Source organism: Pseudonocardia zijingensis (assembly GCF_042657305.1).
GTDB classification, from domain to species: domain Bacteria; phylum Actinomycetota; class Actinomycetes; order Mycobacteriales; family Pseudonocardiaceae; genus Pseudonocardia; species Pseudonocardia zijingensis.
Genome location: NZ_JBHSKO010000003.1, coordinates 74,729 through 98,549 on the forward strand (window position 1 = coordinate 74,729; position 23,821 = coordinate 98,549).

Genomic DNA, 23,821 nt, shown 5'->3' on the forward strand with positions numbered 1-23,821 from the left:
AGATCAGCCGGCGCGACCGGCCCGGGCGACGAGCGCCGCGGACACGGCGGTGGAACAAACGCCGGCTCATGATCGAAGCTCGATCACCGTCTTGCCGATGCGGACAGGGACACCCGGGGGAACCCGGGTCGGCCCGGTGACCTTAGCCCGGTCGAGGTACGTGCCGTTGGTCGACCCGAGATCCTCGACGTACCACTCGTCTCCCTGCATCGAAATACGGGCGTGACGGGTGGATGCGTAGTCGTCGTCCAGCACGAGCGTGGAGTCGTCGGCCCGGCCGATCAGGATCGGCCGGGAGTCCAACGTGATGCGCGTGCCCGCCAGGGCGCCTGCCGTGACGATGAGCTGGCGCGGCGTCCGGCCACGGCTCCTGCGGGCCGTGGACCGCCCACCGGGCACCAGGGCGCGCAGCCCGGACGCGGCGTAGAGATCAGAGCGCACCACGCGGAGCGCGACCAGCACGAACAGCCAGAGGAGGGCGAGGAAACCCGCCCTGGTCAGCTGCAGCACCAACTCCGGCACGCGCCGCGAACTCCGTTCTCTCCGTCGTCATCCCCACATGGCCCCCCGGCCCCCTCGCCCCCTCGCGCTCGGCCCTACTGCGTGCGGAAGACGAGGCTCGAGTGGCCGACCCGGATCACGTCGCCGTCGTTGAGCTGCCAGGTCTGCACCGGGTTGCCGTTGACGGTGGTGCCGTTCGTGGAACCCAGGTCCGTCAGCGTGGCGGTGTGACCATCCCAGTTGATCTCCAGGTGGCGGCGCGACACGCCGGTGTCCGGGAGACGGAACGACGAATCCTGCCCGCGCCCGATCACGTGGCTGCCCTGCGTCAGGTCGTACGTGCGGCCCGAACCGTCGTCCAGCGACAGCGATGCCGACAGCTGCTGCTGGTAGCCGCCGTAGCCACCCTGCTGGCCGCCGTAGCCCTGGTCGTACCCGCCGTCGTAGCCCTGCTCGTACTGCTGCGGGTAGCCGCCGCCCTGCTGCTGGCCGTAGCCCTGCTCGTAACCGGCGCCGCCCGGGGCGTAACCCGGCTGCTGGCCGCCGTAACCGCCACCCGGCTGCGCGTAGCCCTGAGGCTGCCCGTAGCCCTGGTCGTAGCCGCCGCCCTGCTGGCCGCCGTAGCCACCGCCGGGCTGCTGGCCGCCGTAGCCCTGGTCGTAGCCGCCGCCCTGCTGGCCGCCGTAACCGCCGCCCGGCTGCCCGCCGTAACCGCCCTGCTGGCCGCCGTAGCCGCCACCCTGCTGCTGGCCGCCGTAACCCTGGTCGTACCCGCCCTGCTGGCCGTAGCCACCCTGCTGCGGGTACCCGCCCGGCTGCTGGCCGTAGCCCGGCTGCTGGCCCTGGTCGGCCTGGTCGTACCCCCCTTGGCGCTGGTCGTAGGCCGGCGGGGCATAGGTCTGCTGCCCGTATCCGCCGGGGGCACCACGGTCGTATCCGTACTGCCCGTTCTCCTCGGGGTGGCCCGGTTGCTGGCTCATGGGTGCTTCTCCTGCGTCGCGTGCTCGGATGGCGTCCCGGCGGGAAGCGTCGGGGTCCACGGTCGAGCGGGTGCGGAACTGTCCCGTGTGCAGCGCATCGGAGCGCTCCAGGAAGACTACGACCTCGCCGTAGGTGTCCCATCCCTGGTCGGCGAGTTGCTCGGTGACAGAGCCGGACAGCGAGTTCACGATCTCCGCTCTGTCACCCCCCATGCGAGCGAGATCGGTGGGGCTGAGCAGCACCGTGAACCGGTTGGGCGCCAGCAGGCGCCCTCCCGCGAGCTCCTCGATCCGGCCTTCGGCTTCCCTCAACAACGCCTGCACAACTTCCTGGGGAACGACGCTGCCGCCGAAGACCCGCGCGAAGGCATCGCCCACCAGTCCCTGGAGACGGCGTTCGAACCTGTCGACGCGGCCCAACCGATCTTCCTCCGTTCGCATCGGCGTGTTGCTGGCAGTACCGATCGTATCTGTGCTAGTCGCCCCTCCGCCGCCCCCCGACCACGCCCCGCCCGAAACCCCCTCCCACCCCCGTGCTAACTTCCTCTTCGCCAGGGCGAGTGGCGGAATGGCAGACGCGCACGGTTCAGGTCCGTGTGTCCGAAAGGACGTGAGGGTTCAACTCCCTCCTCGCCCACCGGGTACCCGTGTTCGCGGGGCGCGCTCACCTCTCAGTGGGCATCGGAGTTGTTCTGGGGGGCCCAGCCCCCCAGACCCCCAGCCGGGGGGCTTCGCCCCCGGACCCCCATCTCCATGGGTCGCCTTTCGATCGCACCCTCCCGTTCCGGGTCGGGCCTCCGGTGGCACCTTCCCGTTCCGGGACAGGACCTTCGTGGCGCCTTCCTTCCTCCGGTGGGCGCCTTCGGCTGGGCCTCGGCGGGCCTATCCTCCCTCCCCTCCTGCTCCTCGTCCGCTGCGGCGTATGGATCTCCGTCATCCGATCATGGGGCTGTCGTCCGGTCCAGCACACGACCGTGGGTAACCGGTGAGCGGTCGGGGGAACCTGACCACCGCCGGTCGGGTGGCACCCGATCGGGGTGGGGCGGGGCGGGCTTGATCAGCGGTTTGGCGCGTTCCCGGGTCGATTTCACCCGATTTCGTGCCGAAGCACTGATCATGCGTGCTTCGACCGCCTCCCGGGTGCCGCGCGCCAACCGGCAGGTCCCGGCCTGCCCGGTCCCGCCGGATCAGCGGCGGATCGCGGGGCGGTCCGGGTGGTCGGACAGCACCACCAGGTCCGCCTCCTCCTCGGGGAAGCGTTCCTCGTCGTAGCGGGAGTAGGCGGGCAGCGTCCACCGCTCGGCGGGCGGGAGGGTGCGAGCGAGCGCGGCGCCGCTCATCCGCAGGTGCACCGCCAGGTCGAAGGGGAGGCCGCGGCCCAGTAGCAGCGCACCCGCGACCACCACCACACCGGCGTCCCCGATGTCGACGTACCCGCCGCGGTGGGCGCGGTCGGCCGCCGCGTCCCACAGCCGGGGCAGGACCCGGCCCGAACCCGCGGGGCCTGCCGGGTCGAGCACCTCGCGGCGCAGCCCGCCGGCGTCGATCCAGCCGTCGAGGAACTCGTCGGGGTCCTCGCGGCCGAACTCCAGGCGCACCGACGCCGGGCGCAGGAAGTCGCCCGCGCTCACCACCACGGCCATGCGGCCCCGGGTGCGCAGCACCTCGGCCACCTGCTCGGCCAGCGCGAGGGGGCGCGTCGCCTGCGGCCCGTCGAGCGCCACGCGCACGCGCCCGGCCCGGGCATCGACCAGCTCCGCGACCTCGTCGACGAGACGGTCCGGTGTGACGGGAGTGACCTGCACGTGCCTACTGCCGGTACCCCTCGACGACGTCGGCGGAGCGCTCCTGCGCCGCGTCCGGGTCGAGCCCGGCGCGCCGCCGCGCGTCCCGCTGCCGCAGGAGGTCCCAGTAGCGGTCCAGCTGGACGCCCAGCTCGGCCAGCCGCTGCTGCTCCGCCGCCGACAGCGCCTGGCCGACGTGGGCCCGTTCGAGGCGGTGCTCCTCGGCCACCAGCTCGTCGATGCGGCGGTGCAGCTCCTCGTCGTCCATCAGGATCCCCGTCCGATCTGTGTGCCGTCGCTGCATGTTGTACCCGAGTCGCGGGCTTCAACCGCTCCTCGTGTGAGATCGACCGCTCGCCGCCTCAGTAGCGGAGGGTGGCGAGGTCGTCGAGCACCCGGAGCACCTCCGCCTCGCCGGCGTCGGGCAGCCCGAGGAGCACCCGGTCGACACCGGCGGCGGCGTACGCGTCGAGCACCGCCCGGTCCGCCTCGGCGCCGAACACCGTGACGTCGAGGTGCCCGCGTCCCGCATCGGAGGCGCGCTCGCGGAGCTCCGCGATGCGCGCGGCGAGGGCGTCCACGTCCTGTCCGGGGCCGCCGCGCGGCATCCACCCGTCGCCGTGGGACAGCACGCGGTCCAGGACGGTCGGTCCCTCGCCGCCGATCAGGACCGGCGGGGTGCGGACCGGCTTGGGCCACGACCAGATCGGGTCGAAGTCGACGAACTCGCCGTGGAACTCGGCCTCGTCCTGCGTCCAGATCGCCCGCATGGCCGCGATGTGCTCCAGCATCCGGCGGGTCCGGGTGCGCGGGTCGACGCCGTGGTTGGCCATCTCCTCGCGGTTCCAGCCCGGCCCGACGCCGAGCTCGAACCGGCCGCCCGCGATCCGGTCGAGGCTGGCGACCGTCTTGGCCAGGCCGATCGGGTGGTGCTGGAGCACCAGCGACACGGCCGTGCCGAGCGCGATCCGCTCGGTGACCACGGCCATCGCGGCGAGCGCGACGAACGGGTCGTACGTGTGCGAGTAGCGCCGGGGCAGCTCGGAGCCGCCCGACCACGGCGACTCCCGGCTCGTCGGGATGTGGGTGTGCTCGGTGAGGAACAGCCCGTCGAAGCCGCGTTCCTCGGTGGCCCGGGCGAGCGTGGGGCCGTCGATGGCGTAGTCGGTCAAGAAGATCATGACGGCGTGCTGCACGTGATCAGCGTGCCACGGTGCGGGCGTGGCGCCACCGGCAGCGCTACCTTCCGGTGCATGCAGCGACGCTCCGAACCACCGTTCCGCGCCGACCACGTCGGGAGCCTGCTGCGCCCGCCCGCGCTGCTCGAAGCGAGGCAGCGGCATGCGGAGGGCGCGCTGGACGACGCCGGCCTGCGCGCGGCCGAGGACACCGCCATCCGCGACGCGGTCGCGATGCAGGAGGAGATCGGGCTCCAGTCGGCCACCGACGGCGAGTTCCGCCGCACGTCGTGGCACATGGACTTCATCTACCAGCTCGGCGGCATCGCGAAGACCGATGAGCAGATCCGGGTCAGCATGCACAACGAGCAGGGTGAGAACGCGTTCACCGCCGCGGGGCTGGCCATCCGCGAGAAGGTCCGGCTCGACCGCCCGATCTTCGCCGAGGCGTTCCGGTTCCTCTCCTCGCTCACCACGAGCGCCACGCCGAAGCTCACGATCCCGTCGCCGAGCATGGTCCACTACCGCGGGGGCACCGCGGCCGTGGACCGCAGCGTCTACCCGGACATCGAGGAGTTCTGGAGCGACCTGTCCGCCGCCTACGCGGCGCAGGTCCGCGCCATGGCCGACCTGGGCTGCCGCTACCTGCAGCTCGACGACACGAGCCTCGCCTACCTCAACGACCCGGCGCAGCGCGCCAGGATCGCCGAGCGGGGCGAGGACGCCGAGCACGCCCACCTGCGCTACATCAAGCAGATCAACGCCGCCGTCGCCGACCGGCCGGAGGGCATGCGGATCACCACGCACATGTGCCGGGGCAACTACCGCTCGTCGTGGGCCGCCGAGGGCGGCTACGACTTCGTGGCCGAGGCGCTGTTCGGCGAGCTCGACGTCGACGGGTTCTTCTGCGAGTTCGACGACGAGCGCTCCGGCGGGTTCGCGCCGCTGCGGTTCGTGCCGCCCGGCAAGCAGGTGGTGCTCGGGCTGGTCACCACCAAGACCGGCCGCCTCGAGGACCCCGACGACCTCAAGCGCCGCATCGACGAGGCGGCGAAGTACGTGCCGCTCGAGCAGCTGTGCCTGTCGCCGCAGTGCGGGTTCTCCTCCACCGTGGAGGGCAACGCGCTCACCGTGGAGGAGCAGATCGCGAAGCTGCGGCTCGTGGTGCAGGTGGCGGAGGACGTCTGGGGCTGACGTGTCCGACGGGCCGCCGGGCTGGGACGCGCCGTTGTACGGCCGGGTGCTCGACCTCGCGGGCGTGGGCGCAGGCACCTCCGTCCTCGATCTCGGGTGCGGGGCCGGGTCGTTCTCCGCGGCGGCGGTCGCGCGCGGGGCGAGGGTGGTCGGGATCGACGGCGACCCGTCCGCGGTGGCCGCGGCGGCTGCCGCGGTCCCCGGTGCCGCGTTCCACCGCGGCGACGCCCACGACCCGCCGCCGGGGCCGTTCGACGTGGTCGCGGCCGTGCAGCTGCTGCAGCACGTCGCCAACCCGCTCGCCGTGCTGCGCGCGGCGGCCCGGGTGGGAGCGCTCGTCGCGGTGACCACGTGGGGGCCGGAGGAGACCTGCGACGTTCGCGCCTTCGGTGAGGCCCTCGCCCCGTGGCTCCCGCCCCGCCGCCCGCAGTCCGGACCGCCGCCGCTCACCGACCCGGCGCGGCTGCGCAAGGTGGTCGGCCTCGCCGGGCTGGCGGTCGTGGCCGAGGAGGACGTCGACTGCCCGTTCACCTACGCCGACGAGGACGCGCTGGTGCAGCCGCTCCTCGTGTCCGGGCTGGGCCGGGCGGCGGCCGCGCGTGCCGGGCCGGGTGCGGTGCGGCGGGCGGTGCTGGCCCGCCTCGAGGGTCACCGGACACCTACCGGTGGCTACGTCCTGCGGAACCGCTTCCGGGTGCTGGTGGGCCGCCCGGGAGGTGGGTTACCGGCCAGTAGCATGCGGGTATGACGGAGACGAGCTGGGTCGGCCCGACGATGCGCAAGACCGTGCCGTGGGTCGACGCGGCCGGCATCGAGTTCGTCGAGGTCACCCCGGGACGGGCGGTGCTGCGGCTGCCCGACGATCCCGGGTTGCGCAACCACGTCGGCGGCCCGCACGCCGCGATGATCTTCGGTCTGGGTGAGACGGCCACCGGCGCCGTCACGCTGGCCTCCTTCGCGGCCACGATGGAGCGGGCCACGCCGTTGCCCGTGCGGTCGGAGATCGCCTACCAGCGCGTCGCCCGTGGTCCACTCACCGCGGTGGCGGTGCTCGCCCGCTCGGCCACCGAGGTGCTCGCCGAGCTCGAGGCGGGTGCCCGCCCCGAGTTCGGCGTCGACGTCACCGTCACCGACGGCGAGGATCGCGACACCACCCGCATGACCGTCGTGTGGACGCTGCGCCCGAACCGCTGACCCGGCTACGGTCCTGCAGGTGCAGGTGGTCATCGCAGGAGCACACGGGAAGATCGGGTTGCGGCTGGCGGCCGCGCTGGCGGGCCGCGGGGACGTGGTCACCGGGGTGGTGCGCAACCCCGACCACGGCCCGGACCTCGAGCGGGCCGGGGTCACGCCCGCCGTGCTCGACCTGGAGAGCGCACGCGCCGACGAGCTCGCCGCCGTGCTGGAGGGCGCCGACGCCGTGGTGTTCGCGGCGGGGGCCGGGCCGGGCAGCGGGGTGGCGCGCAAGGACACCGTCGACCGGGCGGCGGCCGTGCTGCTCGCCGACGCGGCGCGCATCGCGGGCGTGCGCCGCTACCTGCTGGTGTCCTCGCCCGGTGTCGACGACCCGCCCGCGCCCGACCGCGGTGAGGTCTGGGCGGCCTACGTCGCGGCGAAGAAGGCCGCCGAGGAGGCGATCCGCGCCGCGGACCACCTCGACTGGACGATCCTGCGCCCCGGCTCGCTCACCGACGACCCGGGCACCGGACGGGTGCTGCTCGCCCAGCCGCCGGTGCCGCTCGGCAAGGTGACCCGCGACGACACGGCCGCCGTGCTCGTCGCTCTCCTGGACGCGCCGGGCAGCGCGGGCCGGGTGCTGGAACTGCGCGAGGGAGATGCCGACGTGGTCGAGTCCGTGGCGAAGGTGTCGTGATGGCCGACGTGGACGTGATCGTCCTGGGTGGGGGGCCGGCCGGGGAGAACGTCGCCGACTACGCCGTCAAGGCCGGGCTCTCGGCGCTGGTCGTGGAGTCGGAGCTGCTGGGCGGGGAGTGCTCGTTCTGGGCGTGCATCCCGTCGAAGACGCTGCTGCGCACCGGGCACGCGGTGGCCGCGGTGCGCCGGCTGCCCGGCACCACGGCCGAGTTCGACCCGGCGGCGGTGCTCGCCCGCCGCGACGAGTTCACCCATGACTGGGACGACGAGAGCCAGGTGCAGTGGGCCACCGGCGCCGGGATCCGCGTGGTGCGCGGGCGGGGCAGGCTCGTCGGGGAGCGCACGGTGGAGGTCGACGGGCCGGACGGCCCGGAGACGCTGGTGGCGAACCGGGCGGTCGTGGTGTGCACGGGCAGCGTGCCGGTGCGGCCGCCCGTGCCCGGCCTCGACGAGGTGCGCATCTGGGGCTCGCGGGAGGCCACGTCCGCCAAGGAGGTGCCGCCGCGGCTGGGTGTGCTCGGCGGTGGGGTCGTCGGGTGCGAGATGGCGCAGGCGTTCCGGCGGCTCGGGTCCGAGGTGGTGCTCCTGCAGCGGGGCCCGCGCCTGCTGCCGTCGACGGAGCCGTTCGCCGGTGAGCGGGTGGCGGCGGGGTTGCGGGCCGAGGGCGTGGACGTCCGGCTGGAGCACGCGCTCGATTCGGTGGCGCCGGCTCCGGACGACCGGATCGAGCTGCGCACCGCCGACGGCACGGTCGTCGTCGACGAGCTGCTGGTGGCCACCGGGCGCAGGCCGGGCACCGCGTCGATCGGTGTGGAGGTGGTGGGCCTCCAACCGGGGCAGCCGCTGCGGGTCGACGACACGGGGCTGGTCGAGGGCGTCGAGGGGCAGTGGCTGTACGCGGCGGGTGACGTCACCGGCCGGGCGCCGCTCACGCACCAGGGCAAGTACGCGGGCCGGATCGTGGGGGCGGCGATCGGCGCCCGGGCGGGCGGGGCGCAGCTGGACACCCGGCCGTGGGGCGAACACGCCACCACCGCCGACCACGTCGCCGTGCCGCAGGTGGTGTTCACCGATCCCGAGGTGGCCGCGGTGGGGCGCACCGAGGCGCAGGCGCGCGCCGCGGGGATCGACGTCCGGGTGGTCGACATCCCGATCGCCGTGGCCGGGTCGTCCCTGCAGGCCGACGATTACGACGGTGCGGCGCGGATGGTCGTCGACACCGCGCGCGGGGTTCTCGTCGGGGTGACATTCGTGGGTCAGGACGTGGCCGAGATGATCCACGCCGCCACCGTGGCGGTGGTGGGGGAGGTGCCGGTGGACCGGTTGTGGCACGCCGTGCCCGCCTTCCCCACGATGAGCGAGGTGTGGCTGCGCCTGCTGGAGGCGTACCGGGCCTGAGCGGGGCCGGTCAGGCCGACTGGGACAGCGCCGCGGCGATGCCGAGCGTGGCGGCCATGACCGCCACCTCGACACCCGCCCAGCGCAGCACCGGTGTGCGACCTGCCGCGAGCCTGCGCCGGGCGAGTCCGCCGAGCGCGCCGAGCAGCACGAGGCAGGCGATCTTGGCGAGCACGAGCACGCCGTAGCGGGTGGTGAGGACCGCGTCCAGGGTGCCGAGCCGCACCACGGCCGTGAGCAGCCCGGTGAGCGTGACGGCGCCGAGGCACCAGCCGGCGAGGCGGGAGAACCTCGGCAGGACGGGGTCGAGGAGGGCGCGGTGGCACGCCACGAAGGCGAGCATGGCCGCCAGCCCGCCGACCCAGAGCGCGGCCCCCGCCACGTGCACCCCGATCGACATGATCGCGAGCTGGTGGTCGGGATGGGTGCCCGCGTGCCCGGTGACCGCCGGGGTGACGAGCCCCAGCAGCGCGACGATCAGCGGGACGCGGGCCTGCACCAGTGCGCGGTCGCGCATCCGGACGACCGCGCAGGCCAGGAGCGCCGCGGTGCAGACGGCGGTGAGCAGCAACCCGCGCCCGCCCGCGAGCTGGGTGACGAAGCTGCCGATCTCGCCTGCGGCGATCGTGCCGAGCGGCCTGCCGAACGCGTCGGCGGTGCGGAACATGACGGCCAGGAGCACGAGCACGAACCAGATGCCCGCAAGCGCGACGAGCGCGCGGTCGGCGGTGTCCCGCACGCGCGAGAGCGTGCGCAGCGCCGAGCCGGGCAGGTGCCGGGCGGCGGGCAGGAGCAGGGCCAGCAGGCTGAGCCCGACGCACCCGACGCCCACCGCGTCCATCCCGGAGCGGGTGACGGTGGTGCCGACCAGCACCGGGAGCGTGGTGCTCGCGAGCGCGCCGGTGAGCAGCGTCGCCGCGAGCGCGGCACCGACCGCGAGGCCGGCCCACCCGACCGGTCGCAACCGGTCGAGTGGGCGCGGGCCCACGGTCGGCGAGGTCATCCGCGGCCCAGCCGCAGCGCGGCGGTGACCCCACCGCCGACGAGCACGACGGCGCCGACGATCCACGGCCAGACCGGGGCGCCCCCGTCACCGCCACCGTCGCTGCCCGCGGACGGAGCCGCAGCCGCGGGTGCGGGCGTGGCCTGGGCCTGCGGTGCCGGTTCGGTGGACGGTGCGGCGGCGCCGGGACCGGGCGCGGTGAGGGTGAAGGCGACCTCGCCGACGATCGGGTGGCCGTCGGCCGACACGACGCGGTAGCCGATCCGGTACGTGCCGGCCGGGCCGAGCGGCTGCACCCCGACTCTGACGGACGAGCCCTCGATCGTGACGTCCCCGCTCTGGTACTCGACCTGGTCCGGGCCCACCACGGTGACCTCGCTGAAGCCGGGCGTGGGGTCCTCGTTGAAGGTCAGGGTGATGCGCTCCGGGGCGCTGTCGAGGCTCGCCCCGTCGGCGGGGTCACTGCTCTCCAGCCGGGAGTGCGCGAGCGCGGGGGTGGCCCCGAGCAGCAGGGCGAGTGCGGCCAGGAGGCCGACGGCGAGGGCGCGCAGGAGCCGGTGGGTGGGGGGTGGCATGGGTGTTCTCCGGTGGTGTTCGAGGCGTGCGGACGTGGTCAGCACGTCACCGGAGGGCCACGCCGGGCGTGGGCCACGACGAAGGCGCGGGCGAGCCGGGCGGGCACCGCGGGCCCCGGCACCGCGAGCACGGGCAGCGGGCGGTCGGCCGGGGGCGGCGTGACGCGGCGCGGCAGCACCCGCCGCAGCGCCGCCGCCAGAGCCTCGACGCCCCGGTCGGCGTGGCGCAGCGCGTACGCCGTGACGAGGGTGGCTGCCGCGTGCGTCGCGAGCATCGACGGCCCGGGGTGCGACGGGTGCACCAGCTCGAGCGTGCTGTGCAGGACGAACTGCCCGACCGCGAGCACGGCCACCGTGGCCACCGGGCCCCGGCACCGGCTCGCGGTGCCCGTGAACGCCCAGGCGAGCAGGGGCAGCCCGGGGACCAGTGCCGCCAGCTCGGGGACCTCGCCCCCGCCCGCCGCGTGCCCGACGGCCGCGAGCAGCGCGCTCAACCCGGCCAGGACGGCACCCCGGAACACACCACCGCCCGGACCGCTCGTCACGGGGACCGACGGTAGCCGCCGTGCGCGGATCCGGGCCGGGTCGCCCGTACGGCTGATGCCGCCGCGCGTCCGGCTGCGCCGGACGGCCGCCGCCCCGGCGGGGACGTGCTGCCTACGCCCGCACGCCGAGGTGCTGGAGCAGCGTGATCTCGATCCGGTCGAGCTCGGCGCCGATGGAGCGGTAGGCGGTGCGGCGACGCGGGCCGGGCATCTGCTCGGCGGCGCGCACCGCGACGGCCAGGTCGGCGAGGCGGGGCCGGGTGTCGATCGCGAAGCGGTGGGCCGCATCGGTGCGGCGCTCGTCGCCGGACTCGAGCTGGTCGAGCGCTGCCGCGATCCGCGAGAGGCGGGCGTGCAGCGCACCGCCCGGCCCGGCGTAGGCGGCCAGCTCGCCGGGTTCCACACCCAGGCGGGCCGCCCGGTAGGCGTCCCAGCGTTCTCTCGCCACGCCCGCGGCGGCGAGGGCGTACGGCGCGAGCAGCGGCGCGACGGCCTTGCCGATGCCGATCATCCGTTTGGCCCGGGCCGCGGTGAGCGGCTTGCGGGCGCGAGCGTCAGCCGCGGCGGCGTCCGCGACCGGGGTGGCGTCGCCCTCGGGGGGCGTCGACCGGCGTCGCCGCAGGCCCATCCGCTCGTCCTCCTCGTACGGTGATCGGGGACCTGAGCTTAGTGCCGGGCACGTCGCCCGCGCTGGCTCGGCACCGGCGCGTCCCGATGCGGTGAGTCGCGGGCCGGGACGGCCGATCCGGCGCGAACTGTCCGCCCGTGTCATTACCCTCTGGGGCGTGACGGCGATCGAGAACCGGTATCCCGTGGTGGACCCCACGGATGGCAACGGCCCGGTGCTCGACGCCGCAGCCACCACGCGGTGCCGCCGTCGCGTGCACCTCGACCACGATCCCGACGCGGTCTCGTCGCCGCGCGCGATGCCCGACCCGGCGCTGGAGCAGCGGCGGGCCGACGCCGCGGCTCACCGCGCGGAGATCGGCGCCCGCCTGGCCGCGGTGCTGGGGCCGGAGTGGGTCGAGGTCCCGAGCGCGCTGCCCACCGCCGAGCGGGTCGAGGCCACCGCCCGCGCCGTCGCGTCGCGTGCCCGGCTCGTCTGGGGGGCCACCCTGCCCACCGACCGCGCGGCCGGACGCCGCGGCAGCCCCGAGCTGCTGGTCCGGCTGCCGGGCGGCGGCTACGTGCCGGTCATCGTCGTGCGGCACCGCATCACCGACCCCGGCGCAGGCGCCCTCACCACGGCGGTGGAGGCCCCGTGGCCGGGCGCGGCCGCGGTCGACGAGGAGCGCAAGGTTCGCTCGCAGCCGCGCGACCTGCTGCGCCTCGCCCACCTCAACCGCCTGTTGCACACGGCGGGCTGGGCGGCCGACCCCCGCCTGCGCCACGGCGACCACGGCGGCGTCATCGGCCTCGACGCCGACGTCGTCGTGTGGCACGACCTGCGTGCCGGCCACTGGCCGGGAGGCCGGTCCACGCTCGCGGAGTACGACGCCCGCTTCGCCGACCGGCTCGCGGTCGCCACCGCCGCGGCCACGGGCGCACCGGCGCTCGCGGTCCCGTCGCGCATCACCGAGTGCAGGCGCTGCCCGTGGTGGCCCACCTGCGAGGCCGTGCTGGAACAGACGGAGGACGTCAGCCTCGTGGTCCGCGGGGAGTTCGCGGGTGCGCTGCGCGAGGTGGGCGTGGGCACGGTCGCGCAGCTCGCGGCGCTCGATCCCGCGGCGGAGCCCCCGGTGGAGGTGCCGAACCTCCCGTTCGCCGACCTCGTCTCGCTCGCCAGGGCCCGCATGCGCGGGCTCACGGTCGTGCGACGGGTGCCGGAGGTCCCGGTGGTGCGCGCCGACATCGAGGTCGACGTCGACATGGAGAGCTTCGGCGAGGCGGGCGCCTACCTCTGGGGCGCGCTGCTGCGCCACCCCGGCGGCCGCCTGCCCGGCGACGAGCCCGACGGCTACCGCGCGTTCGCCACCTGGGACCCGGTGCCCACGCGCGACGAGGCGCGGTCGTTCGCCGAGTTCTGGACGTGGCTGTCCGCGGTGCGGGCCCGCGCCGCCGCCAGCGGGCGCACCTTCGCCGCCTACTGCTACAACGAGCAGGCCGAGAACCGCTGGCTGCTGGCCTCGGCCGACCGGTTCGCCGGGATGCCGGGGATCCCGCCCACGGGCGAGGTGGAGGAGTTCATCGCCCACCCGGGGTGGATCGACCTGTTCGCCGTGGTCAGCGAGTGGTTCCTGTGCGCGCACGGCAAGGGGCTCAAGCGCGTCGCCCCGGTGGCGGGTTTCGCCTGGCGCGACCCGGAGGCGGGCGGGGAGAACTCGATGCGCTGGTACCGCGACGCCGTCGGCATGGACGGCGCCGCCCCCGACATCCAGCAGCGCGAGCGGCTCCTGGCCTACAACGCCGACGACGTCCACGCCACGCGTGCGCTGCGGGAGTGGATGACCTCACCGGCGGTGATGCAGGTGCCGCTGGCGGCCGACCTGTAGGGCTTCCCGGGGAGGCGTTGTCCCCCGTGCGAGCTACCCGCGGATGTCCACCCGACGGTGACGACCCGGGGCGTCCCGATCCCTAGGTTCTCGATCATGAGGTGGCTGGGACAGCTCGTAGCGGTGGCGGTGGTCGCGTTCGTCGGTTCGCAGGCGATCGGCGCGGTGGGGGACGGCGGGTACGTCACGCTGGTCCTCGGGGTCGCCACGGCCGCGCTCGCGGTGGCCGTCTACGCGTGGGCCGTGCGGTGGACGGAGCGCCGCCGGCCGGTCGAGGTGGGCGCTCCCGGTGCGGCCGGCGCGCTCGGCCGGGGCGTGCTGATCGGCGTCGGGATGTTCGGGTTCGTCATCGTGAACATCTGGTTCCTCGGCGGCTACCGCGTGGAGGGCGCCGGCTCGGTCGCGGGGGCGGCCGGGCTGCTCGGCTTCATGGCCGCGGCCGCGGTCACCGAGGAACTGATGTTCCGCGGCATCCTGTTCCGGTTGGTCGAGCAGCGGGCCGGCACGTGGATCGCGCTGGCGCTCACCGGGGTGCTGTTCGGGCTGTCGCACCTGCCGAACCCGAACGCGAGCGTGTGGGGCGCCGTCGCGATCGCGGTGGAGGCGGGTGGCATGCTCGCCGCCGCGTACGCGGCCACCCGCACCCTGTGGCTGCCGATCGGCCTGCACTTCGGATGGAATTTCGCCGCCGCCGGGATCTTCGGCACCGAGGTGTCCGGCAACGGCACGCCGGAGGGTCTGCTGCAGGGGGAGACGTCGGGTCCGCTGTTGATCAGCGGCGGTGCGTTCGGGCCGGAGGGAAGCCTGTACGCCGTGCTGGCCGGTGTGGTGCTGACGATCGTGTTCCTGTGGCTGGCCCGCAGGCGTGGCCACCTGGTGCCCCGCGGCGGGCGCACCCCTACGCTCGCGCGGTGATCGCGGACCGGTGGCGGCGAGCGGACGTCGTGGTCCGGGACCTCCCGCTCGCGCTGCTGCTCGTCGTCACGTCCTTCCTGCCGCTGTTCGAGGGCCACGAGACCCAGGTCGGCGACCTCCCGGCCCGCCCGTTCGACGCGGTGGCCGCCGTGGTGCTCGCCCTCGAGGCCCTCCCGCTCGCCGTGCGCAGGCGGGCACCCGCGTGGTCCCTCGGCCTGGTGTCGCTCGGCTTCCTCGTCGGAGAGCTCCTGAGCTACCACCTGGTCGCGGCCACGGCGCTGCCCATCGCGGTGATGAGCGCGGGCGCCCACCTCGACCACCACCGGCGGGTGGCGGCCATCACCCTCTCCGCGGGGTACGGGGCGCTTGCCGTGACGCTGCACCTGCTCGGGGCCCCGGAGACGGTGGGCGGGTTCGTGGTGTTCTACGTGGGCCTGGTGGTGGCGTGGGGCGCCGGGTCCTGGCTGCGCTCCACCCGGGCGGCCGAGGCCGAACGCCGCCGTCGCGTCGCCGAGGCCACCCGCGCGGCCGAACGCACCCGCATCGCCCGCGAGCTCCACGACGTCGTCACCCACCACGTCACGGCGATGGTGGTGCAGGCCGAGGCGGCCCGGTACCTGGCGGGCGCACCCGAGCGCCTCGACGAGAGCCTGGCGGCGGTGGCCGACACCGGGCGGCGGGCCGTCGGCGATCTGCGGCACCTGCTGGACGTGCTCGATCCCGGCCACGAGTCCGGTGCCGGTGTGCCGTCCGGCGGGCTGTTGCCCCTCGTGGAGCAGGTGCGCCGGGCCGGGCAGCCGGTCGAGCTCACCGAGGAGGGCAGGCCGGTGGACGTGGACGGCACCGCCGCGCTCACGGCGCACCGCGTGGTGCAGGAGTCGCTGACCAACGCGCTCAAGCACGCCCGCGGCAGCCGCACTGTGGTCCACGTGCGGTACAGCGAGCGGGGAATCGCGGTGGAGGTCGGCACCGACGGCTCGGGCCTGGCGGCCGGCGTGGGCGGGAGCGGCCGGGGTCTGGCCGGGCTGCGGGACCGCGTCTGCGCGCTGGGCGGTGAGTTCAGCGCCGACCGCCGGTCGGGCGGCGGGTTCGTCGTGCGGGCGCGCATCCCCACCGGGGAGCCGGTGTGAGCGCGCCGATCCGGGTGCTGGTCTGCGACGACCAGGCGCTGATCCGCACCGGGTTCACCACGATCATCGACGCGCAGCACGACCTCGAGGCCGTGGGCGAGTGCGGCGACGGGCGCGCCGCCGTCGACCTCACCCGGCGCCTGCGCCCGGACGTCGTGGTGATGGACGTGCGGATGCCCGTGCTCGACGGCATCCAGGCCACCCGCCTGCTGGCGGGCGCCGGGGTGGCCGACCCGGTCAAGGTGCTCGTGGTGACCACGTTCAACCTGGACGAGTACGTCTACGAGGCGCTGCGCGCGGGCGCGAGCGGGTTCCTGCTCAAGGACGCCCCGCCCGCCCAGCTGCTGCAGGGCATCCGCACAGTGGCGAGCGGGGCCGCTCTGCTCGCCCCCGAGGTCACGCGGCAGCTCATCGGGCGGTACGCGGCGCGGATCCGTCCCCCCGGGGAGGCGCAGGCCGACGAGGCGCTCACCCCGCGCGAGCTGGAGGTGCTGCGCCTCGTCGCCGACGGCCTGTCCAACAGCGAGATCGCCGCGACGTTGGTGATCAGCCAGGAGACCGTCAAGACGTACGTCTCGCGCATCCTCGCCAAGCTCGACCTGCGCGACCGCGTGCAGGCCGCCGTCTACGCCTACCGCCGGGGCCTGGTGGAGTGGTGACCACCGCGGGTCAGCGGCGCAGGGCGGTCTCCTGCCGCATGCGCGACAGCTTCTCCGGGTTGCGCACGGCGTAGACGCCGGTGATGCGGCCGCCCTCAACGCGCACCGTGATCACGGCGTCGAGCTTCCCGTCGAGGCGCAGGACCAGCGCGGGCTGCCCGTTGACCTCTGCCGGCTCCAGCGCCACCGCGGCGGCCACCCGGCCCATGCCCGTGGCCAGCACGCGGGCCACGCGGTCGGCGCCGAACACCGGCTTCGGCAGGGCCTGCACGACCCCGCCGCCGTCGCCGACGAGGACGACGTCGGGGGCGAGGACGTCGAGCAGCCGCTGCACGTCGCCGGAATCGACCGCCCGCCGGAACGCCTCGAGCGCCGCCCGTGTCTCGGCCGGGGACACCACCTCGCGCGGCCGCCGCGCCGCGACGTGGGCCCGCGCCCGGTGCGCGATCTGGCGGACCGCGGCCTGGGTCTTGCCGACGGCCTGCGCGATCTCGTCGTAGCCCAGGTCGAAGACCTCGCGCAGCACGAACACGGCCCGCTCGGTGGGGGCCAGCGTCTCCAGCACCAGCAGCATCGCCATCGACACGTTGTCGGCCAGCTCGACGTCCTCGGCCACGTCGGGCGTGGTGAGCAGCGGTTCGGGCAGCCAGGAGCCGACGTAGGACTCCTTGCGGCGCCCGAGCGTCCGCAGCCGGGTGAGCGACTGCCGCGTGGTGATCGTGACGAGGTACGCCCGCGGGTCCCGCACCTCGGCGAGGTCCACGTCGCTCCAACGCAGCCAGACCTCCTGCAGGACGTCCTCGGCGTCGGCGGCCGAGCCGAGCATCTCGTACGCGACCGTGAAGAGCAGGTTGCGGTGGGTCACGAACTCCGTGGTGGCGTCGTCGCGGGCGCCCCCCGGCGCGGTCTGCGGTGTGCCCGTCATCGACTGCTCCCTCCGCTGTCGGTCGACCTCACCACGAGACGCCGCGGGCCGCCGCCCTGTGACACCGCACCAGGCAGAGTGGCGCGCATCACATTTGGATCTCGTCGGGTCGACGAATGACGCATCGAGTACGGGCGCGTACCCGGAAATGCGCCGGCGGCAATTCCGCTCCGGTGGGCGGGGGTCGATGTCGAGGGCCCCGAGCTGCTGTGAGAAAATACCCGATTGTTCCGCACCCGATTGTCACCCATTTGGGTGCCGGGAAATGACCGAGGGTGTTGACACTACCTCCGATCGGTCTTACCGTCCCGCTGACGTAATGTGTTTACTGCTACGCGTAGTACACGTCCTCAGCAGTGCAGTGCCGCCCCGGGGGGCCGATGAACGGAACGAAGCCGAAGGTCGTCGTCGACAACCTGTCCGTGTCGCTGGGCGGTAACCACATCCTCGACGGCATCGACCTCTCGGTCGACGAGCACGAGTTCATCTGCATCATCGGCACGTCGGGCGGTGGCAAGACCACCCTGCTGCGCACGGTGGCCGGGTTGCTCGAGCCCGCGGGAGGATCCGTCCAGCTCGACGGGGCGCAGATCCACGGCCCGACGCCCCGGATCTCGATGGTCTTCCAGCACTTCGGGCTCTTCCCGTGGAAGACGGTGCGCTCCAACGTGGAGTACGGGCTGCGGGTGCAGGGCCGCACCGGCTACGAGAAGCGCGTCGACGAGCTGATCGAGATCATGAACCTCGGTCACGCGCAGCACCGCTATCCCCACCAGCTCTCCGGTGGCATGAAGCAGCGCGTCGGCATCGCCAGGGCCCTGTCGATGGAGCCGGAGCTGCTGCTGCTCGACGAGCCGTTCAGCGCCGTCGACGCGATCACCCGCGAGGTGCTGCAGAACGAGGTGCTGCAGCTCTGGGAGCGCAACCAGGGCATGAGCGCCATGCTGATCACGCACGACGTCGACGAGGCCATCCTGATGGCCGACCGGATCGTCGTGATCGCGGGCCCGCCCGGCCGCATCACGCTCGAGGTGCCCGTCGACATCCCGCGGCCGCGCTCGGCGCGTTCGGTGCGCTCCCACGAGTCGTACGCCGACCTGCGCGAGAAGCTGTGGGACGCCCTCCAGGCCGGCACCGACCGGGTGCTGGAGAGCGCATGACCGCGCCCGTCACCGAGCCGGCGAGCGGCACGTCCGGCCGCACCGGCAAGCCGGGCCGTCGTTCCGGCTCGCTGTCGCCCGCGGTGAAGTGGTCCCTGCGGCTGACGTCGCTGATCGCCATCGCCGTGGCGTGGGAGCTCTACGGCAGCGCGATCAACCCGGTGCTGCTCTCGTCGCCCACGGCGATCATCGGCGCCACGTTCGAGATGATCGCGGACGGCACCCTCACGAAGGCGATGGGCGAGAGCTTCGTCGTGCTGGGCGTCGGCTCGCTGATCGGCGTCATCGCCGGGCTCGTGATCGGGCTGGCCGCTGGTCGCAACCAGGTCATCGCCACCCTGATCGAGCTGCCGCTCAACGCCCTCTACGCCACCCCGACCGTCGCCCTGATCCCCGTGATCGTGGTGTGGTTCGGGTTCGGGCCCACGGCCAAGACGGTCGTGGTGATCCTGTTCGTGCTCTTCCCCGTGCTGATCAACACCATGCGCGGGGTGCAGGAGGTCGACCGCGAGCTCGTCGAGGTGGCGCGGTCGTTCTGCTCCGGTGAACGGCGGATGTGGTTCGACCTGATCCTGCCCTCGGCGCTCCCGTACGTGGTCACGGGCCTGCGGCTCGCGATCGGGCGGGCGCTGATCGGCGTGATCGTCGCGGAGTTCTTCACCGCCTTCTCCGGCCTCGGCTACCTGATCGTCACCAACGCCAACAGCTTCCAGACCGACCGCACCTTCGTGCCCATCCTCGTGATCGCGGCGCTCGGTGTGCTCCTCACCGCGCTGCTCGAGCTGGTCGAGCGCCGCGTCGTGCGCTGGTCGGCGAGAGACTGAGGGGAATCATGTCGTCACGACCGCGGCGGCTGCTCGCCGTCCTGTTCGTCGCGTTGTCCGCGCTCACCGCCGGTTGCGGCGCACTGGGAGAGGAGCCCGAGGCCGCCGCGAGCGGGTCGCCCATCCTGCGGATCGGTCTGCCCACGGGCGTCACCAGCTTCGCGAACGCCGACATCCTCGTCGCCCAGCAGAAGGGCTTCCTGGCCGACTACGGGGTGGCGGTCCAGGTCGAGAACTTCCGCTCGGGCGTCTCGGTGGTGGAAGCGGTCACCGAGGGCGAGCTCGACGTCGGCGCGGCAAGCATCGAGCCCGTGGTGAACGCCGTCGCGAGTGGCGGCGATCTCGCCATCATCGGCGCCTACAGCGACCGGCTCGCCGTCTCCGCGGTCACCCCCAAGGACGTCCTCACCCCGGCCGACCTGCGCGGCCGCCCGGTCGGCGTGCAGGAGGTCGGCGCGTTCCGCGAGGTCATGACGAGGCTGGTGCTCCAGCAGGGCGGGCTCACCCCGAACGACGTGCAGTACGTGCCGGTGGACGCGCAGTCCTACACGGCGGCGCTGGTGGACGGGCGCATCCAGTCGGCCATCCTCCAGACCGAACAGGCCGTCGCGGCGTCGCACGCCTACCCCAACCTGCACGTCCTCGCGAACCTCGCGGACATCGTGCCGAACTACCACTACGGCACGTTCTTCGTGTCGCGCAGCTGGCTCGAGGAGCACCGCGACGCGGCCAACCGCCTGCTCGCCGCCCTCACCAAGGCGCACCGGTTCATGTACGCCAACAAGGCCGAGACGGTGAGCATCGTGGCCGACGCCACCGGCTTCGACGACTCGATCATCTCCGAGTCCTACGACATCCTGCTCACGCAGCGGCAGATCTTCCCGCTGAACACCGGCATCGACACGAACCGCATCAGCGCTACGGTCGACTCGATGAGCCAGCTCGGCATCCTCGAGGGCTCCGCCCCGCCGATCGAGCGGCTGGTCGACACCGGGCCGGCGAGCGACGCGATCAAGCAGCTCGGCTCGGTGTCCGGAGCGCGCCGCTGAACCGGCGGGATGGGAGCCGGTCGTGGAACGTCGTTCTCCGGCGATCCCGCTGTCCCGGCACCTCCTGCGGGTCCGGGACCTGATCGACCGCGCCTACGCGAGCCCGCTCGACGTGCCCGCGCTCGCCCGCAGCGCCCACGTCTCCGAGTCGCACTTCAACCGGTCGTTCGCGGCCGCGTTCGGTGAGACGCCGCACCGCTACCTGCTGCGCAGGCGGATGGAGCGGGCCAAGGCCCTGCTGCGCGCCGGGGAGCTGTCCGTCACCGAGGTCTGCCTCGCCGTGGGGTACACCAGCCTCGGGTCGTTCAGCACCCAGTTCCGCCGGTTCGTGGACGAGAGTCCCACGAGCTACCGCGACCGGGCCGGGCACCACGAGCTCGAGGCCGTCCCCGCGTGCCTCGTCCGCCGCTTCACCCGCCCGGCGGGTTGAGCGGTTTCGGAGAAGCGGCGGCCGCGGGCGCGTCCGTAGCGTCCCGGCTATGCAGACCGTGACCTCCGCGGACGGGACGACCATCGCCTTCGACCAGATCGGCGCCGGACCGCCGCTGGTTCTCGTGGCGGGTGCGGCGTGCGACCGGGCCGCCGACGCGGGCATCGCGGCGGGCCTCGCCGCCCGGTTCACCGTCCTGAACCACGACCGGCGCGGGCGCGGCGACAGCGGCGAAGCATCCCCCTACGCCGTCGAGCGCGAGATCGAGGACCTGGAGGTCCTGCTCGCCGCCGCCGGTGGCTCCGCGGTGGTGGTGGGCCTCTCGTCGGGTGCCGTGCTCGCGGCGTACGCCGCCGCGGCCGGCCTGCCCATCGGGCACCTCGTGATGTGGGAGCCGCCGTTCCGCCTCGACGCCGCCGGGCAGCAGGGCGCGCGCGAGTACGGCGAACGCCTGCGAGCACTGCTCGCGGACGGCCGCCGGGGCGACGCGGTCGAGCTGTTCATGACGGTGGCGGGCGTGCCTGCGGAGGCGATCGCCGGGATGCGGCAGTCGCCGTACTGGGCACGGGGCGAGGCCCTCGCCCCCACGCTCGCCCACGACGCGCAGGTGATGGGCGACGGGAGCGTCCCCGTCGAGCGCCTCGCCGCGATCACGGCACCCACGGCGGTGTTCGCGGGTGGGGCGAGCCCGGACTGGTTCCGCGAGGCGGCGCGGGCCGCTGCGGCCGCGATCCCCGGTGCCGTCGTGCGCGAGCTGCTGGGCGAGACCCACGCCGTCACCCCGGACGTCCTCGCCGCGGCCGTGCACGAGTTCGCCGGTTCCTCCGCGTCCTACGCTCGACGGCCGTGATCACCGGATTCGCCCTCGTCTGCCTCAACGTCGGCGACCTCGACGAGGCCAAGCGCTTCTACGTGGACGTCCTCGGCTTCGAGGTGGGCATCGACCGCGAGATGGACGGCTTCCGCTGGCTGACCGTCCACGTCCCCGGCCGTCCAGAGCTGCCGATGATGCTCGTCGTGCCCGAACCGCCCGTGGTGGAGGAGCCGATCGCGGGGCAGCTGCACAGCCTGATGGCGCGCGGCTACCTCGGGCTCGGCGCGCTCTCCACCGACGACTGCCGGGCGACCTGCGCGGAGCTGAAGGCGCGCGGCGTCGAGATCACCGAGGAGCCGGAGGAGCGCTTCTACGGCATCGACGCCGCGTTCCGCGACCCGTTCGGCAACCACTGGCGACTGACGCAGCCGAAGACGCTCGACGACATCCGCGACGGGGCCACGTGATCTGACTGCGGTCAGAGCAGCGAACGGAAGAGGGCGATCAGGTCCGACCGGGTCTCGAAGCCGATCCCGGGCGCATCGGGCGGCCGGGCGGAGCCGTCCTCGACGACCGTGCCGTCCGCGAACCCGCCGAACGGCTGGAAGTTGTGCGGGTTCACCTCGCTCCCGCCGAGGCCCAGCGCGGCAGCGACGTGGAGTGAGAACAGGTGCCCGCCGTGCGGCTGGAAGGCGCCGCGGCCCCACCCCGCGTCCTCCATGACCTGCACGATCTGCAGGTAGCCGGGTAGGCCGTAGCAGTGCGCGGGGTCGAAGACCAGCACGTCGCGGTCCGGCCGCAGGCCGCCGTAGCGGGCGAGGTTCCGGGCGTCGGACGCCGAGAACAGCGGTTCGCCCGCGGCGAGCGGTGGTGCGTACAGCTCGGCGATCCGCGCGTGCGCCGCGAGGTCGAGGGGGTCGCACACGTCCTCGAACCACCGCAGTCCGTACGGCGCCAACGCGGCTGCGGCGCGTTCTGCCTGGTCGGGGGCGTAGCGGTTCATGGCGTCCACCGCGAGCCGGTCCGCGCTCGGGAGCAGCGACAGGACGGCCTCGATCCGCTCGAGGTCATCGGCGAGCGCCCGGCCGCCTATCTTGATCTTGACGTGGGTGTGGCCGTGGTCCAGGAACCCGCGCACCTCGTCGGTCAGCCGGCCGATGTCCTCCGCGGGGAAGTAGTAGCCGCCGCCGGCGTAGACCGGAACGCGCGCGGCAGCACCGTTCGGACCGTTCGGGCCGGTCGCGTCGGCGAGGAACGCGTGGAGCGGCTGATCGGCGATCTTGGCCGCCGCGTCCCAGAGCGCCATGTCCAGCGTTCCCACGGCCACGCACCGCTCGCCGTGCCCTCCGGGCTTCTCGCCGTGCATCATGCGGTTCCACGCCCGGAACGGATCGATGTTGCGGCCCGCTCCCGATGCCACCTCGTCCCCCGCGGCGACGAGGCGGGGTGCGAAGCGCTCGCGGATCAGCCCGCCCTGCCCGAACCGCCCGATGGACGAGAAGCCGAACCCGACGACCGGGGCGCCGCCCCGGACGACGTCGGTCACCACCGCGACCGCCGTGGTGTCGAGGTCGGAGGCGAGGGCGTCGCGGGGCGCGTATCGCGAGATCGGCACCGTCCGTTCCCGGACCTCCAGAACGCGCACCCGGACTTCGTACCGCACGACGCGAGGGAGGAGCGAACTGGCGGGTAGAAGATCATTCTGGAAGAAGATGCTGTAACGTCGTCCTGTAATGACGTTCCAGTTAGGAGGGCCCGTGTCCTCGTCCCGCGCTCGCACCGCCCGCGCCGAGCGTGCGCTCGCCACCCGGCAGCGCGTGCTGGCCGCCGCCGCACCGATGTTCGTGCGGAACGGGTACGTGGAGACGACGATGGCAGACATCGCCCGCGCGGCGGGCGTTGCGGTGCAGACGCTCTACCTGTCCTTCGGCAGCAAGGTCGCCGTCCTGGAGGCCACGCTCGCCACCGGGGCCGACAACCAGCCGAACGGGTGGCTCGCCGACGTCCGCGCCGAGCCGTCGGGGCCGGCCGCACTGGGGCGCTACGTCGAGCACGCCACGACGACGGTCGAGCGACGCTTCCCCCTCGACGCGGTGCTGAGGGCCGCCGCGGCCGACCCGGAACCCGCCGAGCTGCTCGCCCGCACCCGGCGCGCGGAGCTCGCCGCGCACGGCCAGGCCCTCGACGAGCTGTCCGAGAAGCCGGCCTTCACCACCGAGATCACCGTGCAGCGCGCCACCGAGATCGCCGCGGCGCTGCTGTCGCACGAGACCTATGCGCTGCTGGTCGGCACACAGGGCTGGCCGCTGCAGGACTGGGCCGACTGGGCCGCCCGCCACCTGGCCATCGACCTGTTCCCGCCGGCGCAACGCGGCTGAAAACCGCCAGCC

At 74.0% G+C, this 23,821-nt stretch carries 27 protein-coding genes and 1 tRNA gene; 17 read left to right on the forward strand and 11 right to left on the reverse strand.

Translation table 11 applies throughout. The features are described 5' to 3' along the window. Window positions 1–66: 66 nt before the first annotated feature. Window positions 67–522, reverse strand: a complete 456-nt coding sequence (locus ACFPL3_RS07490; protein ID WP_343940654.1) for an FHA domain-containing protein FhaB/FipA — start codon at window positions 520–522, stop codon at window positions 67–69. 74 nt (window positions 523–596) lie between these two features. Next, window positions 597–1,901: a DUF3662 and FHA domain-containing protein gene (locus ACFPL3_RS07495; protein WP_343940656.1), complete on the reverse strand. Its 1,305-nt coding sequence runs from the start codon at window positions 1,899–1,901 to the stop codon at window positions 597–599. A 134-nt stretch (window positions 1,902–2,035) separates the two neighbouring features. On the opposite strand from ACFPL3_RS07495, the gene ACFPL3_RS07500 reads away from it, so the two are divergent. Next, window positions 2,036–2,118 (forward strand) — tRNA-Leu (locus ACFPL3_RS07500). Window positions 2,119–2,668: 550 nt separating this feature from the next. Here ACFPL3_RS07500 and ACFPL3_RS07505 read toward each other — a convergent pair. The 3 genes from ACFPL3_RS07505 to ACFPL3_RS07515 form a co-directional block, all read right to left on the reverse strand. Next, a complete protein-coding gene (locus ACFPL3_RS07505; RefSeq protein ID WP_343940658.1) occupies window positions 2,669–3,286 on the reverse strand; it encodes a nucleoside/nucleotide kinase family protein in 618 nt (205 codons plus the stop codon). 4 nt (window positions 3,287–3,290) lie between these two features. Beyond that, window positions 3,291–3,533, reverse strand: coding sequence for a DUF2630 family protein (locus ACFPL3_RS07510; RefSeq protein ID WP_343940660.1), 243 nt, complete (start codon window positions 3,531–3,533; stop codon window positions 3,291–3,293). A 94-nt stretch (window positions 3,534–3,627) separates the two neighbouring features. Further along, window positions 3,628–4,461, reverse strand: coding sequence for an LLM class F420-dependent oxidoreductase (locus ACFPL3_RS07515; RefSeq protein ID WP_343940662.1), 834 nt, complete (start codon window positions 4,459–4,461; stop codon window positions 3,628–3,630). Window positions 4,462–4,518: 57 nt separating this feature from the next. Between ACFPL3_RS07515 and ACFPL3_RS07520 the strand changes: the two genes are divergently transcribed. The 5 genes from ACFPL3_RS07520 to ACFPL3_RS07540 are packed head-to-tail and all read left to right on the forward strand — an operon-like array spanning window position 4,519 to window position 8,910. Next, the gene (locus ACFPL3_RS07520; RefSeq protein WP_343940664.1) at window positions 4,519–5,637 is read left to right on the forward strand and encodes a 5-methyltetrahydropteroyltriglutamate--homocysteine S-methyltransferase; all 1,119 of its coding nucleotides are present in this window, start codon (window positions 4,519–4,521) and stop codon (window positions 5,635–5,637) included. A 1-nt stretch (window position 5,638) separates the two neighbouring features. Next, window positions 5,639–6,385: a class I SAM-dependent methyltransferase gene (locus tag ACFPL3_RS07525; RefSeq protein WP_343940666.1), complete on the forward strand. Its 747-nt coding sequence runs from the start codon at window positions 5,639–5,641 to the stop codon at window positions 6,383–6,385. Continuing rightward, the gene (locus tag ACFPL3_RS07530) at window positions 6,382–6,831 is read left to right on the forward strand and encodes a DUF4442 domain-containing protein (protein ID WP_343940668.1); all 450 of its coding nucleotides are present in this window, start codon (window positions 6,382–6,384) and stop codon (window positions 6,829–6,831) included. The genes ACFPL3_RS07525 and ACFPL3_RS07530 overlap by 4 nt, the downstream gene beginning before the upstream one ends. Before the next feature lie 19 nt (window positions 6,832–6,850). Then, entirely contained in the window at window positions 6,851–7,510 is a 660-nt protein-coding gene (locus ACFPL3_RS07535; protein ID WP_343940670.1) for an NAD(P)H-binding protein, read from the forward strand. Then, window positions 7,510–8,910 carry a dihydrolipoyl dehydrogenase family protein gene (locus ACFPL3_RS07540; RefSeq protein WP_343940671.1) on the forward strand — a complete coding sequence of 467 codons (1,401 nt, stop codon included), beginning with the start codon at window positions 7,510–7,512 and terminating at the stop codon, window positions 8,908–8,910. The genes ACFPL3_RS07535 and ACFPL3_RS07540 overlap by 1 nt, the downstream gene beginning before the upstream one ends. 10 nt (window positions 8,911–8,920) lie before the next feature. Here the strand turns inward: ACFPL3_RS07540 and ACFPL3_RS07545 are convergent, their stop codons facing one another. From ACFPL3_RS07545 to ACFPL3_RS07560, 4 genes are all read right to left on the reverse strand, one after another. After that, window positions 8,921–9,913 carry a copper resistance D family protein gene (locus tag ACFPL3_RS07545; RefSeq protein ID WP_343940672.1) on the reverse strand — a complete coding sequence of 331 codons (993 nt, stop codon included), beginning with the start codon at window positions 9,911–9,913 and terminating at the stop codon, window positions 8,921–8,923. Further along, entirely contained in the window at window positions 9,910–10,488 is a 579-nt protein-coding gene (locus tag ACFPL3_RS07550) for a copper resistance CopC family protein (RefSeq protein ID WP_343940673.1), read from the reverse strand. Before ACFPL3_RS07550 ends, ACFPL3_RS07545 begins: the two co-directional genes overlap by 4 nt. Before the next feature lie 38 nt (window positions 10,489–10,526). Next, window positions 10,527–11,033 carry a hypothetical protein gene (locus ACFPL3_RS07555; protein ID WP_343940674.1) on the reverse strand — a complete coding sequence of 169 codons (507 nt, stop codon included), beginning with the start codon at window positions 11,031–11,033 and terminating at the stop codon, window positions 10,527–10,529. 112 nt (window positions 11,034–11,145) lie between these two features. Further along, window positions 11,146–11,661 (reverse strand): DUF6474 family protein, encoded by a 516-nt coding sequence (locus ACFPL3_RS07560; RefSeq protein ID WP_343940675.1) that lies wholly within the window; start codon window positions 11,659–11,661, stop codon window positions 11,146–11,148. A gap of 157 nt (window positions 11,662–11,818) precedes the next feature. Between ACFPL3_RS07560 and ACFPL3_RS07565 the strand changes: the two genes are divergently transcribed. The 4 genes from ACFPL3_RS07565 to ACFPL3_RS07580 all read left to right on the forward strand — a co-directional run bounded on the left by ACFPL3_RS07565 (window position 11,819) and on the right by ACFPL3_RS07580 (window position 16,229). Then, window positions 11,819–13,525 carry a TM0106 family RecB-like putative nuclease gene (locus ACFPL3_RS07565; protein WP_343940676.1) on the forward strand — a complete coding sequence of 569 codons (1,707 nt, stop codon included), beginning with the start codon at window positions 11,819–11,821 and terminating at the stop codon, window positions 13,523–13,525. A gap of 96 nt (window positions 13,526–13,621) precedes the next feature. Then, window positions 13,622–14,440, forward strand: coding sequence for a CPBP family intramembrane glutamic endopeptidase (locus ACFPL3_RS07570; RefSeq protein WP_343940677.1), 819 nt, complete (start codon window positions 13,622–13,624; stop codon window positions 14,438–14,440). Next, entirely contained in the window at window positions 14,437–15,570 is a 1,134-nt protein-coding gene (locus ACFPL3_RS07575) for a sensor histidine kinase (protein WP_343940678.1), read from the forward strand. The genes ACFPL3_RS07570 and ACFPL3_RS07575 overlap by 4 nt, the downstream gene beginning before the upstream one ends. Then, window positions 15,567–16,229: a response regulator transcription factor gene (locus tag ACFPL3_RS07580; RefSeq protein WP_343940679.1), complete on the forward strand. Its 663-nt coding sequence runs from the start codon at window positions 15,567–15,569 to the stop codon at window positions 16,227–16,229. The genes ACFPL3_RS07575 and ACFPL3_RS07580 overlap by 4 nt, the downstream gene beginning before the upstream one ends. A gap of 10 nt (window positions 16,230–16,239) precedes the next feature. Here the strand turns inward: ACFPL3_RS07580 and ACFPL3_RS07585 are convergent, their stop codons facing one another. Further along, entirely contained in the window at window positions 16,240–17,154 is a 915-nt protein-coding gene (locus ACFPL3_RS07585) for an RNA polymerase sigma-70 factor (protein ID WP_343940680.1), read from the reverse strand. 380 nt (window positions 17,155–17,534) lie between these two features. Between ACFPL3_RS07585 and ACFPL3_RS07590 the strand changes: the two genes are divergently transcribed. From ACFPL3_RS07590 to ACFPL3_RS07615, 6 genes are read left to right on the forward strand one after another with little or no spacing between them, the layout of a single operon-like run. Continuing rightward, window positions 17,535–18,314: an ABC transporter ATP-binding protein gene (locus tag ACFPL3_RS07590; protein WP_343940681.1), complete on the forward strand. Its 780-nt coding sequence runs from the start codon at window positions 17,535–17,537 to the stop codon at window positions 18,312–18,314. Then, window positions 18,311–19,138, forward strand: coding sequence for an ABC transporter permease (locus tag ACFPL3_RS07595; protein ID WP_343940682.1), 828 nt, complete (start codon window positions 18,311–18,313; stop codon window positions 19,136–19,138). Before ACFPL3_RS07590 ends, ACFPL3_RS07595 begins: the two co-directional genes overlap by 4 nt. Window positions 19,139–19,146: 8 nt before the next feature. Then, window positions 19,147–20,187, forward strand: a complete 1,041-nt coding sequence (locus ACFPL3_RS07600) for an ABC transporter substrate-binding protein (RefSeq protein WP_343940683.1) — start codon at window positions 19,147–19,149, stop codon at window positions 20,185–20,187. A 22-nt stretch (window positions 20,188–20,209) separates the two neighbouring features. Beyond that, entirely contained in the window at window positions 20,210–20,617 is a 408-nt protein-coding gene (locus ACFPL3_RS07605; protein WP_343940684.1) for an AraC family transcriptional regulator, read from the forward strand. Window positions 20,618–20,666: 49 nt separating this feature from the next. Beyond that, window positions 20,667–21,467 carry an alpha/beta fold hydrolase gene (locus ACFPL3_RS07610; RefSeq protein WP_343940685.1) on the forward strand — a complete coding sequence of 267 codons (801 nt, stop codon included), beginning with the start codon at window positions 20,667–20,669 and terminating at the stop codon, window positions 21,465–21,467. Continuing rightward, window positions 21,464–21,898, forward strand: a complete 435-nt coding sequence (locus ACFPL3_RS07615) for a VOC family protein (protein WP_343940686.1) — start codon at window positions 21,464–21,466, stop codon at window positions 21,896–21,898. Before ACFPL3_RS07610 ends, ACFPL3_RS07615 begins: the two co-directional genes overlap by 4 nt. Before the next feature lie 11 nt (window positions 21,899–21,909). Here ACFPL3_RS07615 and ACFPL3_RS07620 read toward each other — a convergent pair whose 3' ends face one another. Further along, the gene (locus tag ACFPL3_RS07620) at window positions 21,910–23,076 is read right to left on the reverse strand and encodes an enolase C-terminal domain-like protein (RefSeq protein ID WP_343940687.1); all 1,167 of its coding nucleotides are present in this window, start codon (window positions 23,074–23,076) and stop codon (window positions 21,910–21,912) included. Between the two features lie 112 nt (window positions 23,077–23,188). On the opposite strand from ACFPL3_RS07620, the gene ACFPL3_RS07625 reads away from it, so the two are divergent. After that, window positions 23,189–23,809 carry a TetR/AcrR family transcriptional regulator gene (locus ACFPL3_RS07625; protein ID WP_343940688.1) on the forward strand — a complete coding sequence of 207 codons (621 nt, stop codon included), beginning with the start codon at window positions 23,189–23,191 and terminating at the stop codon, window positions 23,807–23,809. Window positions 23,810–23,821 lie beyond the last annotated feature (12 nt).